Origin of the sequence: Staphylococcus schweitzeri (genome assembly GCF_002902405.1) — a bacterium.
Lineage (GTDB): Bacteria > Bacillota > Bacilli > Staphylococcales > Staphylococcaceae > Staphylococcus > Staphylococcus schweitzeri.
In genome coordinates this window covers 100,702-115,973 of record NZ_PPQS01000025.1, presented here as the reverse complement: position 1 = coordinate 115,973, position 15,272 = coordinate 100,702, and the positions used below count along the sequence as shown (strand labels likewise).

Sequence of the window (15,272 nt, the reverse complement as noted above, 5' to 3'; positions counted from 1 at the left end):
CACCTACAATTCAATATAAATCCATTTGTCTTCTTTTAAATTAGCAATACAATAACCATTACCAACTTTAGTAATCCAAATGTTTTTATTAATATTAAACTTATCTTTTAATTCTTTTTTATCAACGATTGGATAAACGAAACCATATAACTGATTATTGTCATTAAAAAGTAATTGTATTGGTTGTTGTGTAACGGATGCGACAAAACGATTATCATCATCAGGTACTAAAGTTTTAATAACAGAATTATGTTTTTTATGTAATTGGCTGTTAAAATAAGCATAGTAATTACTATAATTCGACTTCATATATGGCGCTAACTTTTTAAAACTATGAGTTTGATACAACCCTGCTGGATTAAAGTATTCTAGTTTATCTTTATTAACATAGTACGTTTTATCATCTGCATTCACACGATAATTTTTACTATTTTCTCCAGTAATCGTCACAACACTATATTTCGGTATCGTGATTTGCTTATCTCCTTGCATATCAACACTGCCATTAAATGCAATACCATAAGCTAATTTTTCGATATACGGATCCTTATTTTCATTTTGCATCGTTGCTCGATTTGTAAAATCTGTAATCGAAATAATCCCCATATTGTTGAAAATCAATAACACCATCAATACAATTCCGCAAATAATTCCAGATGCCATCGTCCAAAAACGCACAAGAAATTTAGGGGGTTTAGCATGATTATAACGTTCAATACGCTTAAAATTATATGTCATTTCTGGGATTCTTGTACGATTCTTTTTCCAATCTAAATCAAAGTTTTGTATTTCTTCTTCCGATTCTAAACTTAATCGATCACGTTCATGTTCTTTAAACAATGGAATCACTTGTTTCAATGAACCTTCCATTCTTAATTGACCATGTGAAAACCAAGCAATATAGTTACTCACTTGAGCGATTTTATCAACATCATCACCGATTGTTACGATTGTTAAATTATTTTCGATATAATCATTTGTCAGCTCAATCGCTCGCTCTATAAATTGTGGCGGTAAATAGTCGATGACATGGTTTAAAATAATAATATTTGATTTTGATGATCGTGCAATACTTAGAAGTAGTTGTGCATATGCTGCTTTCGAAATTTGATTGACAGGCATCGTTTTATATTCGCCTAAATGTGCATATTGAATAATTTGTTCTGCTTTATGATCGTTAATTTCGTATGGAAAAAGTTGTACTAGCTGTGCCGTATATGTTTCTACAGTTTGATGAATTAACGATTGGTCTTCTATAAAACCGTAAAACAAATCTTCAGTACATACTACTTTACCTTTGTCGGGTTTAATTGCACCTGCTAACAATTGACCAACAAGTGCTTTAGAAGATTCCTCTTCTCCAATAATACCTAATGCTTCTCCTTGATAAATATGCAAACTGATATTGTTTAAATCAATATCTTCAGCATCATATCCAAAAGGTAAATACCATTTTTTATTTTGTTTATTCCTATAGTAGTGAGTTACTTTAAGCAACTTTAAAACAATTGAACTTCCCATCTATTTTCATCCTTCTATAATTGTAATAACGCTATAGGTAAGCCTTCCTCAGGTTCATTACTATTAAATCTAAATCCCCATGCAAAAATACCTTTTAATCTTTCAACTTTAAAGTATTGGTTACTACCATCTGTCAATTTATAAATTCTACCTATTTCAATCTTTTCTCGATCTACTAAGTAACTTTCGGCAACAATGACTTTACTTTGATATACATCGTATTCATTTAAAATACCATTCATCTCAGCTTTTCTCATTTTTTCTTTGTAAAGTTGTATTTCGTGTCTTAGTTCTGGTTCAGACATCTCACTCAATTTCTTCTGTTCCATCGGCAATACCACTTTCTTCTAATTTAGCTTTAATTTTATCATAATTATATCCTTTTCTCATAAGGCCTTCGATAGTTTTTGAAATTAATTTCTGTTGCGTGTACTTCTTTCGATTTTTATTATAAATTTTTTCTAAATCTCGTTGTAATAGATCGTCTAAAACCGTTTCATCTTGTGTGAAATCCATTTCATTCAATACAGCATGAATGGTTTCCATATCAAACCCTTTTTGAATTAAAGATTGCATTACTTTTTCTTTTACCTTAGTTTGTGGTCCTTTTTTAGTTTTAGATATTTTTTCAGCAATTTGAATAATATCATCAAGTTCCTGTTGTTCTCTATAAAGTTCTGTATATATTTCAATGATATTTGGTTCAATACCAAGTTGGTATAGTTTTTGTTGATAAATTTTAGGTCCTTTATCTGTCGTTCGAATCATTGTATTTTTTAAACTTTCAGCATAATCATGATGATCTATTAATTTTTCACGATAACAGTATTCAATAACTTCAGAAATGGCTTGCTCTGAAATCTCTTCTTTTTGCAGATATTGAACAACTTCTTTTTCCGTTCTTTTTTTATATGATAAATATTGGATTGCTTTATTTAAACCTATGCGATAATGATCATACTTTTGAATCTCTGCCATGTCAGCAGCTTCAAGTTGTTGACCTTTTTTTAAATTAAATTTGACTAATGTATCGATATCTATACCCATTTCAAATTGTTCGTCTAAAAAAAGATTAAAACGTTCTTTATTTTTCTTTTGAACTTCTATTTTAGTAACCTTAGGCATTTTTTCACCTCACTACATTCTTAATTTCAGTTATATACTATTATATTATTCAACAAGCAACTTCCTATAGCAAATGTTTAACTTTAATTATTTATTGATAGTTAATTTACAATTAAAATATTACTCAAAATAAAACTCTTATAAACATCGACTCAATATTATTGAACATTTTAAAATAGAAGTTTCAAACTTAATTTACCATTTTATGACAATAAAAAAACCACACAAACATGAAAAATGTAAGTGTGATTCATAAATCAAAAGGATTCGTAAGCTATTATAATCATTCAAATTGTCCGATTAATTCTATCTATAGAATACATTTAAAATCAGACTTATTATTATTTTACTTTAATGATTCAATTGAGACATTGCCTGTTGATATTGTGTTTCAGTTATATAATTTTGTTGCTTCATTTTTTCTAAATTTGTACTTACACGTTGCGTAAAGTTCTCTGACATATTATTTATGTTGTATACGCTTGGTGCATTTACTTTACTTGCTAAAATAGCACTTTGTAGAACTGTTATATGAGACATTGATGTACTATTTTTATTGACGGTTGTTCCAAAGTAATGGTTTGCTGCTCCCTCAATCGTATACTGATTATCCCCAAAGTAAATATTATTTAAATAAAAGCTTAAAATTTCGTTCTTATCATATTGTTTCTCAACTCGATGAGCCACAAATAATTCTTTTACTTTTCTAGTAAATGAACGATCGTTATCATAAAAATAATTTTTAACTACTTGTTGTGTGATTGTACTTCCACCCTGTACGTCTCTATCACTAATTGTTGAAAATAACGCTCTTGTTGTCCCTTTTAAATCAAATCCATGGTGTTTATAGAAACGTTCATCTTCCATTGAAATAAAAGCACCTTTTACATAATCTGGCATATCATCGGCTGATACAAAACTACTTTTATTTTCAATTTTTCTTAAATCATCTACATTATCGCGTGTAGATAAAAAATACATGATACCAATAAACAATGCGATAATAACTATGATTATTAATAGTATTTTTAATAGTATTCTTTTACTCTTTTTCTTTTTTGGTGGTTTACCAACTGGTTGATAATACGTATTATAGTGAGGTTCATGATTCTTTTGCTCAATATGTTCATTTGAGCTTGGGTACCTATCGCTTCTTTTCATGCGTTTGCTCCTTCTTTTAAAACTCACTTGGTATACCTTGAGTTTACCAGTACTATCACTAATAGGCTACACTTTTTAGAAAAATCAGTCCAAGGGCTTATACTTACATACATCATCATACTTACTAAATTTATAACAACTACACCTTTCTAATCATTCATTATAAAATTTTTAAAATCAAACATTGATGATGCATAAAAACCATATTGATATTCAAAAATAAAAAGGTCACCCCTATTTAAAATATAGAAATGACCCTTAGATATTAATGAACTTATTATTATATATATAACTCTATCATTAGCTATAAAAATTCCGGTAATAATTCTTGAGGTGTGACAGAAATGATAAAGAACTACTAATGATTTATCGTTACCCCAACTCGCATTGCCTGTAGAATTTCTTCTTGAAATTCTCTTTGTTGGGGCCCCTGACTAGAATTGAAAAAAGTTTGTTACAAGCGCATTTTCGGTCAGTCAACTACTGCCAATATAACTATTTAGAGCATAGAACATTGATTTATGTCTCAGCCTTATTGTAAAGCCTAGGACATTATGAAATGCTCCCTTCAAAGTAGACATTGAAGGGAGCATTTCATTAATTTATGTCAAACTCATTAATAGTTAATTTTGTAACTGCTTGACGATTTCTCTATTAAAATCATCTAAATCATCTGGTACACGGCTAGTTACAATATTATTGTCAACTACAACAGATTCATCAACTACTTGTGCACCAGCATTAGATAAATCTTTACGTATATTTAATACTGCTGTTAATGTACGACCTTTTAAATCATCTGTATCTATTAAAATTTGTGGTCCATGACAGATAGCAAATGTTGGTACATCATTTTTAGTGAAATATTTAGCGAATGTTCCATAACGCCCTTCAACATCTCCACGTAAATGATCCGGTGAAAATCCACCAGGAATTAATAATGCATCATAATCTTCTGGTTTCGCATCTGCAATACTCACATCAACATTTACTTTTTCGCCGTGTTTACCAACGACTTCGCTATGCGCTGTATCTCCAATCACTATGGTTTCGAAGCCTGCGTTTTTTAATGCCTCTTTAGGACTTGAATATTCTATATCTTCAAATTCATTTGCTAGAATAATTGCTACTTTTTTAGTCATTGAAAATCACCTTTCTCTATAACATTGATATCAATACTATAGACAACTTAATCATTGATTAAACATATTACGACTTAAAATATTATTCGCAAATCTCGATATGATTCCTTGCTATCTCAGAAATAGTAATTATTTAGAAACTAATTTAACCTTTTCTTCTAACTGATCTAACAACCCAATCCATTCATCTATGTCTTCTACACGTACTTCATCAGGATTCACATGATCAATATCCTCAATAAATTTATTTAAACGTGCTTTAATTTGTTCGATTGTTTGTTGTTCATTCATAAAAAAGTTAACTCCTTTAATTTTGATTTTCTTTTTCATTATTATCCTAACAGAAATCACATAAAAGGGGTATAATATTAACGACATTTATGGCATTCTAATTATTTTGACTTTTAAAAAATACCTTTTCAATTAGGCAAAAGTACGAGATAATTTGTTACGAATAATAATACGAAGAGATATCACAATGGTATCAATCAAATAGAAAGAAGGAAGTTTAAGATGATGAATAGCATCAAATTAAAGCAACCTGTAAGCATTCTAAATGACCCATGGGAAGCATACAACGATGTTAATGATCACGGCGAATTGACTTTGAGCAACATCGAATTTACAACTACAAACCTATGTAATATGCGTTGTAGTCACTGCGCAGTTGGCTATACACTTCAAACAGTTGATCCAGAACCATTAAGTATGGATTTAATTTATCGAAGACTAGATGAAATTCCGCATTTAAGAACAATGTCAATTACAGGTGGCGAACCAATGTTTTCTAAAAAATCTATTAGAAATGTTGTTAAACCATTATTAAAATACGCTTATGATCGTGGCATATATACTCAAATGAACTCAAACTTAACACTCCCGCAGGATCGTTATCTGGACATCGCTGAGTATATTGATGTTATGCACATTTCTCACAACTGGGGTACAACAGACGAATTTGCAAATGTCGGTTTTGGTGCTATGGAAAAACAACCCCCTTTAAAAGCAAAATTGAAATTATATGAGCAAATGATTGATAACGCTCGTACATTATCAGAGCAAGGTATGTTTGTTTCTGCTGAAACAATGCTTAATCAAAGTACGCTACCACATTTACAAAAAATACATCAAGAAGTCGTACATGATATGAAATGTAGCAGACATGAAATTCATCCTATGTATCCGGCTGACTTTGCAAGTCAATTAAATGTGTTAACTCTAGCAGAAATGAAAAAGACAATTCACGATATATTGGACTTTAGAAATAAAGATATTTGGATGTTATTTGGTACTTTACCTGTTTTCCCTTGTTTAAAAGACGATAATGATCAAATGCTTTTAACGCGTTTAAGAAACGCTAAAAATGTAACTACTCGAAACGATCCAGATGGTCGCAGTCGTTTAAATGTAAATGTATTTACCGGTAACGTTATCGTTACTGACTTTGGCGATGAAACAGGAACAATTTCAAACATTCAAAAAGACAAATTAACAGATGTATTTGATAAATGGTTATCAACAGACCTTGCTAAATCATTGAATTGTCATTGTGCCGAATTTAGTTGCTTAGGTCCGAACGTTCTCGTTAAAAACATGTACTATCCAAATATGGATTTTAAAGAAAATGAGCACCATATGCATAAACAACCTCAGATTATACAATTTTAAATACTATTAAAATTTATATTCAGAATTAATCTACATTGATATGACTTTATCCTTTCGATACAAATACTGCTTTAAATGGTCCGGTCCTCTTTCAAAATTGATTGTTGACCAAAATTAAAAAGACAGATTGTAGGATTCTATGTACTGTATCCTAAAAAGTTAGATTTTTTAGTCCAACTTTTAGGGTAGGCATTATTATCCTTCACAATCTGTCTTTATTTATTAATCTTTAATATGTTGTACTTTAGCTAAATATTCAATCGTTTGTTTACTTTCAATGCGACGTGCTTTTCTTCTTTCAACACGTTGTGGTGCTGTATCGTAAAACCATTTTTCAACATCATCTTCTGGATAAACACCAGGCACATGTTGTGGTTTGCCATCGTCATCCAACGCAACGAAAGTTAAGAAACTTAATGCTGCTAAGTCATGTTTGTTGTTAAATACATCATCTATTCTGATTTGAACAACAACTTCCATTGAACTTGTTCCAGCATATGAAACCATTGCTACATACTGTAATATATCTCCTGTTTTAATCGGTTTTAAGAAATCTACAGAATCTGTTGATGCAGTTACAACTTGAGCACCTGCATGTTTCATAGCCGTAATCGCAGCAATTTCATCAATATTAGCCATTAAAGTTCCACCAAACATTGTATGATGATGGTTTGTATCTTGAGGAAAAACTTGTCTATTTTTATAACATTTTGATTCAGACATAGATTTCATCGGTCTGTCCTGATTTGTCATCATTTTATCTCCCAATCTTTACTGTGATTACGTATTACACATTTAAATGGTTGCTTATTTTATCATTACTAAACTTTGAATTAACATTTATTTAGAAAGTTGACGCCCAATTTCCATTTTCAAAAACAAGTTCTTCCGTACCATTTTCCAAAATACCATAAATAGTTAAATCACTGCTGCCAATCATGAAGTCAACATGTACATTTGAATCATTCAATCCACATGCTATCTTTTCTGCTACTGACATTTCTGTACCACCTTTAACATTAAAGGCATACGCTGAACCAATCGCTAAGTGACAAGATGCATTTTCATCAAACAATGTATTATAGAAAATTGTATTGCGGTTTGAAATTGGTGAATCATCAGGTACTAATGCTACCTCGCCTAATCTTCTTGAACCTTCGTCAGTATTAATTAAATCTTTAAGTACCGCCTCACCTTGTTCAGCTGAGAAGTCAGTAATTACTCCATCCTTAAAGTTCAATTTAAAACCATCTATAATGGTACCGTTATAACTTAGTGGCAATTTATTTGTAACGTAGCCATCTACTCTATTTCTATCTGGTGCTGTAAATACTTCTTCTGTAGGAATATTAGCAATAAATGCTTGTTCATTGCCATTTACATAACTTGTTGCATCTTCCCAAATATGATTTTTAACAAGACCTACTGTTAAATCTGTACCTGCAGATACATAACGTAGCGCTTGATAATTTTTTTGTTGTAATTTTTTAGAATATATACTTAAATTCGCAATATGTTGGCGCCAATTTTCAACTGGATCATTGCCATCGATGCGTACAATTTCAAATACTTCATCTATGAACTTAGCATATGCTTCTTCAACAGCTAACTTAGGATAAACACGCTTAGCCCAAGCTCTTGATGGGAATGCAGCAACTACCCATGGGAATTGATTTTTTTGAACGCGCTCCATATATCCTTTAAATGCACGTGAATTTTGCTGTTGGAATGCTTGCAATTTTCTACTGTCAATACCATTCATTAAATCAGGGTCTTCACTAATTAATGCTAAATTCGCAGCACCACGTTTAACGTAATCCATTCTTTCTTCAACATCATATGATTTTATCTCTTGATTAGCAAAGTATTCCACAGATTCATTTTCAAATTTCAAGCGCTTTAAGGTTGGATCGCTATATACAACACGTACATCTGACGCACCACATTTATATGCTTCTTCGACAATTAAATGTGTTAATTCTAATGTTTCAACTGAAGCTCTTATGAAAACAGGTTGTTTCGGTTGAACATTCATACCTACCTTTACTAATAGTTCAGCATATTGTTGTAACTTTTGTTTGTAATCTTTCAATTTACTCACTCCTAGTCATGTCGCAATTGCCCTAAAGCATCAGCGATAGCTGTCACTTCACTCGGCGACAATCTTTCTCTTGATTGAACAAAATCATATATATCTTTTAAATCTTCTTCATTTGCGTTTTTATATTTTTCAGGATCTAACAGTCCTTGATTAACAATATTTAACTTCTCTCTAATAGCTAATACTTTCTCTTCATTTGTCATAGCCTTATTGCTCACCTCTAATTATAGTTATGTTATCAAAGTATCACAATTTAATAAACTTTAATAGAAATTTATATAATCTGCTTCCTTATTGTTTAAAGTCGCTTTAAAATGGGGATATAACTACATAGTTTGGAGGAATTAAAATGGTGGATGTAGCATTTGTCTGTCTTGGCAACATATGTCGTTCTCCAATGGCAGAAGCAATCATGCGACAAAGACTTAAAGACAGAAATATTAATGAAATTAAAGTATACTCTAGAGGTACTGGACATTGGAACTTAGGTGAACCACCTCATGAAGGTACAAAAAAGATTCTTAACAAACACAATATTCCATTTGATGGCATGATTAGTGAATTATTTGAACCAACCGATGATTTTGATTACATTATTGCAATGGATCAAAGCAATGTTGATAACATTAAATCTATTAATCCTAATCTTAAGGGACAATTGTTCAAACTGTTAGAATTTAGTAATATGGAAGAGAGTGATGTGCCAGATCCATACTACACCAATAATTTTGAAGGTGTATACGACATGGTATTATCATCTTGTGATAATTTAATAGATTACATCGTAAAAGATGCAAATTTGAAAGAGGGGTAGTTTTTAATGGAAAATAAATTTGTTCCTGGTATTTTAATTGGTGCCGTTATTGGTGGTGCGATTACTTTAGCTGATAAATCTACACGCCAAGCTTTAGTTCAATCAGTTAAAGACGCTAAAAATGGTAACCGCACTCGCAAGCCTTCTAAAGTCAGCAAAATTAAAGACGAAGTTTTATACTGGAAAGATGTTGTGGAAGAAATTCGTCGTAATAACCCTGAATTAGAACGCTCTTTGAAAGATGCAAAAGAAACATTTGTTAATAGAAAGAATCAACGTTAATGTCAGTTTAATAATTAATTAAAGGTAATATTATACAATGTATTATATCCCTTTCAAATGCTTCACTTAATAAAGTGATATATTGATTGGCTTTATTACATTGCATGGGTATTGCCTTTGTTTTATTTTACAGTCAAAAAGGTTCTGAAAAATTTAGAGCAATTAATTTTTATATTATTATCATTTTCGAACCAAATTATTGTTTATTTTTTTTATATTTGGATAAATACTAATAGCTACTTTTACAACAATACATAGAGAAAGGTTAAGGAGTGCACATGTCGAAAAAGGATCACTCTTCTTCAAAATACCTTAATTCTGTTAAGGAAGCTCAAGAGGAGTCAAAAAAGAAAAATAAAAGTAATCCCAAAATTGATGTTGATCGTACATATATTGAACCTCAACAATTCCAATCTAAGAAACCTAAAAAAGATAATCAGGTTTTCTTCTTATCAAGATTAAATAAACCTGCAAAATATAAGAAAGACTCTAATTTCTTATCATATCTCATCTATCGCATAGGAAAAGATGATGCATCAGGACTAGCAGCGCAAATGACTTACCATTTCGTACTTGCTATGTTCCCCATGTTGCTTTTCCTATTAACATTATTACCATTTTTCAATATTAAGCAGAGTCAAATTACTAATATGTTAAGTAATGCACCCGCTGAAACATCTACTCTAATTAAGAGTGTAATTGGTGACATAACTCAAAACTCCAGTGGTGGCTTATTATCTATCGGTTTGATTTTAGCAATTTGGTCAGCTTCAAATGGAATGACTGCAATTATGAATTCCTTCAATGTTGCTTACGATGTAGAAGATAGCCGTAATGGAATTATATTAAAACTACTAAGTGTTGTCTTCACTGTAGTTATGGGCGTTGTGTTTGTAGTTGCTCTAGCATTACCAACGCTTGGTTCTCTGATTAGTCATTTCCTATTCGGTCCACTTGGATTTGATGAACAAGTGAAATGGATTTTTAATCTTATCAGAGTTGTGTTACCAATCATTATTATATTCATCGTATTTATCGTGTTGTACTCGGTTGCACCTAACGTTAAAACGAAACTTAAATCAGTATTACCAGGTGCAGTATTTACATCCATTATTTGGTTAGTTGGTTCATTTGGTTTTGGTTGGTATATTTCAAATTTTGGTAACTATTCTAAAACGTATGGTAGTATTGCTGGTATCATCATTTTATTAGTATGGTTATATATTACTAGCTTTATTATTATCGTAGGGGCTGAAATCAATGCGATAATTCATCAGCGTAATGTTATTAAAAGTAAGACACCTGAAGAAGCTGCTTTGGAGCATGATGATAATAATAAAAACCACTATAATGAAAATACAAGATATGAATATGATGAAAAGACTAACACTCCAAATCAAAAAACATATCATGTTGATAAACATCCTGAAGATAGCTATCCAGAAGATAATAAAAATTTAAAAGATAAAATTGTAGATAAATTAAAAAAAGATTAAGCAACTAAAGAAAAACAGAGGTTTTCGCGATAAATAACGAAAACCTCTGTTTTTAATTTTATGTACCGTCGAAGCAATTAGCAATAATCACATATCTTAATTTAATACGAGCTATTGAATTAAATTATGTTGGAATGCATAAATAACGGCTTGTGTTCTATCTTGTACTTCTAACTTACTTAAAATGTTACTTACATGTGTCTTAACCGTTTTAATTGTAATGTGTGATGCACTAGCAATTTCTTGATTAGAATAACCTTTGGCAATTAATAATAATATTTCCATTTCACGTTCTGTTAACATTTCATATAACTCGGCACGCTTTTTCATACGGTTACGCATTTTTACTAATACTTCTGGTTCAAATACAGATTCACCTTTAGATGTTTTACGAACTGCATCAGCAATATCTTTTGCACTCGTTGTTTTTAAAATATAGCTATCAACACCTGCATCTAGGGCGCGATACACCTCTTTATCTTCAATAAAACTTGTTAACATTAATACTTTAATTTGTGGTAAATCTTTTTTAATTTGAGTAGTCGCTTCTACACCATCCATATCATCCATAAGTAAATCCATTAAAATCAAATCCGGTTTTAACTCATGGGCTTTAGCAATTGCTTCTTTACCTGAAGCACCTTCTCCTACTACTTCAATATCACTTTGCGTTGATAGATAACTTGAAATTCCTATACGTACCATTTCATGATCATCCACAAACAATACTTTAATCGTCATACGAATCCTCCTTATTTAGAGGTGCTTTCACCTCAATACGTGTACCTGAATCTGGTAGTGATACAATATGGAACGTTGCACCAATTTCCAAAGCTCTTTCACGCATATTTTTAAGTCCATAGCTTTGTTCTAATTTTTCATCTACATTAAAACCTTTACCATTATCTTGAATCCTTAACAATAAATAATCATCTTTATTAAATAATTCTACAGTTACTTTCGTGCCATTTGAATGTCTCAAAGTATTAGATATTGCTTCTTGCGTAATTCTAAACAAATGATCCTCAATACCTTTTGGCACTTTAAAATCTTGTATTTCATGCACAACTTTCATTGGTACTTTCTTTTGTAAATCAATAACTAAATCTTTAATACCTTCACCTAATGACTTATCTTTCAAACCGAGTGGTCTTAAATGTAACAACAGCGCTCGCATTTCTAATTGCGAATCTTGAACCATTTTCTCTAAAATAGGTATTTGTTGATCTAATGGTGGTTCTAACTTCGTTTCTTTGATAGCAGATAGCATCATACTTGCCGCAAAAAGTTGCTGACTAACAGAATCGTGAAGTTCTCGTGCTAGTCGTTGACGTTCATCTTCAATAATCTTTTTAACTTTCACATCATTAATATTATAATTTTCATTGGTTAAGTTTTGAGTTTTAAGTCGCAACTTATGCAATTCTTGATTTAAAGGTACTAACGTATGATATAAATCTAATGTCTCACTATAAATTTCTATATTTTGATCATTAATACCTACTGTCTCACCTTCCATCGAACGCTCAATTTGCGTCTTAATCCAATCATTTTGTTGATTGATTTTGTATGCGAGCACTGATCCAACGATGATGCACAGCAAAATTATAATGAGATTTAAAAATAAAAAGACTGGAATCCCAAATATTTGTGTATAAAACATGCCTTGAAAATAAATGATATTGACGAAAACTTTATCTATAAAAAGAAATGCTGCCAACATGCTGTACACTAAGATTAGCATCGAACCAATTGTTCTAATATAATGGTTCATCGATAAATCACCTCTACGTCTCCAATAAACGTTGATACGTAGATATTAACGGTATAATTATCTGGTTTAACCATTTCTTCGATATGAATATTATCGTTTTCAACTTTATATGACTTTTCATTTACATAAGTACTGCCATAAAAAGCCGCGACATGTAAATTAATATTATAATTAATTGGTAAGATAACTTGTACTTTACCCAAAATATGTCTAACAACAATAGTATTATTTTCTTTAATATTTGCTGCTTTCGTTAAATCAATATGCAAATCACCAATACCATGTTGTATTTGCACATCTTCCCATTTATAAACATATACCGGCGTACGTTGTTCCCCAAACCATTTTTGTTTAATAAACGAAGGTGAGGTTACGACCTCATCAGTTGCAATCACTTTTTTAGGTTTGAATTTGTGTATCAAATAACGAACTATGAGCAATAATAAAAATACGAACAAGATAATAATCGTATATTTATTAGATAGTAGCGTGAAAGCAATTAATAATGCCCCTATCCAAAATGCCAAAAGTCCTCTTATTTTATGAAAATAAAGATAGCCTACATACACTAATACACATCCCAATAGTAGAACCAGTAAAAACCCAATTTTTTCAAAAAATATGTAATAAAAATTGGCAATAATCATTAATGCAGTAAAAATGATCAACATTTGTGTTGATATATATTTGTGTGTCATGTTTCGCCGCCTTTCTATGCCACAGCGTTCATATAATTGATTAGATACGATGTTTTTTCAGTTGTTAATTTTTCAGTTGAAGCTTGTTGAATCTGCATTTCAATTTGTGCATAATATGCTTCGACTTTATTTAACTCAGCTTTAATATTTTCAATTTCTTGATTATTAATTTCTCTAGCACATTGAATGTGAAATGTTTCTGTGATATCAACATATTTATTTTCTAATGTTAGCATTAGACTGTCAATCATCTTGCTGAGCTGTTCTTTTTTAGCTTTTAAATAATGCATATAATCATCTAAATTTTTTATTTTCTCGTCAAGCATTAAAAGATAATGCTTAATATTATTTCTAACGACTTCTCTTAAAAATTGTTCTATATAACGGTCAACATAGTTCATCATTATCACCTTTTATAATAAGTATTTAAATATCTAATGCGCTATGTTTCTTCTTCGGTGCTGCTAATATTTATGCTAATTAAACTAGTTTATTGCAAAATATCTTTTATTAATGACGCATTAATTGTGTTCTCCATTATTATAAAACAGTTCCGAAACCAATATGAATAGGCTCCGGAACTAAATGATGTTCATACTTTAGTCTTAGTATTTGATTTTTCTATGATTCTTCAATCTTAGTTGTTAAAATTGGACCATCTTTTGTCACAATAACAGTGTGTTCTATTTGGGCAACAAAACTCTTATCACTCGTTTCAAATGCCCATTCATTTTTACCTTCTGTTACAAACGACGCATTTGATGAAATAAACGGTTCGATGGCTAATACCATACCTTCAGTTAACAAAGTTTTATCTTTTGGATCAAAATAATTAAGTACATGTGCTGGTGCTTCATGTAAAGATAAACCAACTCCATGACCAGTTAAATTTTTAATAACTTTTAAATCATTTTGTCTAGCCGTATTATGTACTGCTTTGCCAATGTTGCTCAATTTTGTACCTGGTTTTACCTTTGAAATTGCATTTTCAAATGCCATTGTCGCTACATCACATACTTTTTGCTTCATCGGATTATCTGATTCACCAACTACAAATGAAATCCCTGTATCTGCGTAATAACCGTTTTTCAATGCTGACACATCGATATTGACTAAGTCACCTTCACGAATAATACGTTTACTAGGGATACCATGTGCTACTTCTTCATTGACACTTATACAAGTTTGACCTGGAAAGTTTTCATCATGAATTGGAGCTGAAATTGCACCATATTCTTCAAATAATTCTTTTGCAATATTATCAAGCTCTTTTGTTGTAATGCCTGGCTTTGTAGCAGCTTGCATTGTGTTGCGCACTTTAGCGCATATGTATCCAATTTCTTTTAAAGCTTGTAATTCTTCTTCTGTTTTTACAATCATTTTATCCCGTTCCTTTTTTATATTATTATAACTTATTATAGCAAAAATTCTTTGATATACTAAAGATGTTACTTATTGTATTTTGGAAAAATAGTGAGACAGAAGTGATA

18 protein-coding genes are annotated in these 15,272 nt (G+C 30.9%); 4 read left to right on the top strand and 14 right to left on the bottom strand.

From position 1 onward, the window contains the following. Positions 1-3 precede the first annotated feature (3 nt). From CD116_RS04920 to CD116_RS04895, 6 genes are all read right to left on the bottom strand, one after another. Positions 4-1,521 carry an ABC transporter ATP-binding protein gene (locus CD116_RS04920; protein WP_047531864.1) on the bottom strand — a complete coding sequence of 506 codons (1,518 nt, stop codon included), beginning with the start codon at positions 1,519-1,521 and terminating at the stop codon, positions 4-6. Positions 1,522-1,535: 14 nt separating this feature from the next. Then, the gene (locus tag CD116_RS04915) at positions 1,536-1,850 is read right to left on the bottom strand and encodes a YfhH family protein (protein ID WP_000435805.1); all 315 of its coding nucleotides are present in this window, start codon (positions 1,848-1,850) and stop codon (positions 1,536-1,538) included. After that, a complete protein-coding gene (gene recX / locus CD116_RS04910; protein ID WP_047550450.1) occupies positions 1,828-2,646 on the bottom strand; it encodes a recombination regulator RecX in 819 nt (272 codons plus the stop codon). Before recX ends, CD116_RS04915 begins: the two co-directional genes overlap by 23 nt. A gap of 351 nt (positions 2,647-2,997) precedes the next feature. Continuing rightward, positions 2,998-3,807 carry a monofunctional peptidoglycan glycosyltransferase SgtB gene (gene sgtB / locus CD116_RS04905; RefSeq protein ID WP_000830376.1) on the bottom strand — a complete coding sequence of 270 codons (810 nt, stop codon included), beginning with the start codon at positions 3,805-3,807 and terminating at the stop codon, positions 2,998-3,000. 623 nt (positions 3,808-4,430) lie between these two features. Beyond that, positions 4,431-4,949: a type 1 glutamine amidotransferase domain-containing protein gene (locus tag CD116_RS04900; protein WP_047550453.1), complete on the bottom strand. Its 519-nt coding sequence runs from the start codon at positions 4,947-4,949 to the stop codon at positions 4,431-4,433. Positions 4,950-5,078: 129 nt separating this feature from the next. Next, on the bottom strand, positions 5,079-5,240 hold the full coding sequence (locus CD116_RS04895; protein WP_001005407.1) for an SE1561 family protein: 162 nt from the start codon (positions 5,238-5,240) through the stop codon (positions 5,079-5,081). A gap of 225 nt (positions 5,241-5,465) precedes the next feature. Between CD116_RS04895 and yfkAB the strand changes: the two genes are divergently transcribed. Further along, positions 5,466-6,617 carry a radical SAM/CxCxxxxC motif protein YfkAB gene (gene yfkAB / locus CD116_RS04890; protein WP_047427532.1) on the top strand — a complete coding sequence of 384 codons (1,152 nt, stop codon included), beginning with the start codon at positions 5,466-5,468 and terminating at the stop codon, positions 6,615-6,617. A 222-nt stretch (positions 6,618-6,839) separates the two neighbouring features. Here yfkAB and CD116_RS04885 read toward each other — a convergent pair whose 3' ends face one another. The 3 genes from CD116_RS04885 to CD116_RS04875 form a co-directional block, all read right to left on the bottom strand. Further along, positions 6,840-7,370: an acyl-CoA thioesterase gene (locus CD116_RS04885; protein WP_000184380.1), complete on the bottom strand. Its 531-nt coding sequence runs from the start codon at positions 7,368-7,370 to the stop codon at positions 6,840-6,842. A gap of 91 nt (positions 7,371-7,461) precedes the next feature. Further along, positions 7,462-8,709, bottom strand: a complete 1,248-nt coding sequence (locus CD116_RS04880; RefSeq protein WP_047550456.1) for an aminopeptidase — start codon at positions 8,707-8,709, stop codon at positions 7,462-7,464. An 11-nt stretch (positions 8,710-8,720) separates the two neighbouring features. Beyond that, positions 8,721-8,921: a DUF1128 domain-containing protein gene (locus CD116_RS04875; RefSeq protein ID WP_047427482.1), complete on the bottom strand. Its 201-nt coding sequence runs from the start codon at positions 8,919-8,921 to the stop codon at positions 8,721-8,723. Between the two features lie 146 nt (positions 8,922-9,067). Between CD116_RS04875 and CD116_RS04870 the strand changes: the two genes are divergently transcribed. The 3 genes from CD116_RS04870 (at position 9,068) to CD116_RS04860 (ending at position 11,310) form a co-directional block, all read left to right on the top strand. Next, complete coding sequence (locus tag CD116_RS04870; protein ID WP_047427479.1) at positions 9,068-9,532, top strand: low molecular weight protein-tyrosine-phosphatase; 465 nt, start codon at positions 9,068-9,070, stop codon at positions 9,530-9,532. A 6-nt stretch (positions 9,533-9,538) separates the two neighbouring features. After that, positions 9,539-9,814, top strand: coding sequence for a YtxH domain-containing protein (locus CD116_RS04865; RefSeq protein WP_000428174.1), 276 nt, complete (start codon positions 9,539-9,541; stop codon positions 9,812-9,814). A 278-nt stretch (positions 9,815-10,092) separates the two neighbouring features. After that, the gene (locus CD116_RS04860; RefSeq protein WP_047550459.1) at positions 10,093-11,310 is read left to right on the top strand and encodes a YihY/virulence factor BrkB family protein; all 1,218 of its coding nucleotides are present in this window, start codon (positions 10,093-10,095) and stop codon (positions 11,308-11,310) included. Between the two features lie 111 nt (positions 11,311-11,421). Here CD116_RS04860 and vraR read toward each other — a convergent pair whose 3' ends face one another. From vraR to map, 5 genes are all read right to left on the bottom strand, one after another. Continuing rightward, complete coding sequence (gene vraR / locus CD116_RS04855) at positions 11,422-12,051, bottom strand: response regulator transcription factor VraR (RefSeq protein ID WP_000153529.1); 630 nt, start codon at positions 12,049-12,051, stop codon at positions 11,422-11,424. After that, entirely contained in the window at positions 12,041-13,084 is a 1,044-nt protein-coding gene (gene vraS, locus CD116_RS04850; RefSeq protein WP_001017131.1) for a sensor histidine kinase VraS, read from the bottom strand. Before vraS ends, vraR begins: the two co-directional genes overlap by 11 nt. Further along, entirely contained in the window at positions 13,081-13,782 is a 702-nt protein-coding gene (gene vraT, locus CD116_RS04845) for a cell wall-active antibiotics response protein VraT (protein WP_000149061.1), read from the bottom strand. The genes vraS and vraT overlap by 4 nt, the downstream gene beginning before the upstream one ends. 14 nt (positions 13,783-13,796) lie before the next feature. After that, a complete protein-coding gene (locus tag CD116_RS04840; RefSeq protein WP_047427468.1) occupies positions 13,797-14,183 on the bottom strand; it encodes a hypothetical protein in 387 nt (128 codons plus the stop codon). Between the two features lie 220 nt (positions 14,184-14,403). Continuing rightward, the gene (map, locus tag CD116_RS04835; protein ID WP_047450567.1) at positions 14,404-15,162 is read right to left on the bottom strand and encodes a type I methionyl aminopeptidase; all 759 of its coding nucleotides are present in this window, start codon (positions 15,160-15,162) and stop codon (positions 14,404-14,406) included. Positions 15,163-15,272 lie beyond the last annotated feature (110 nt).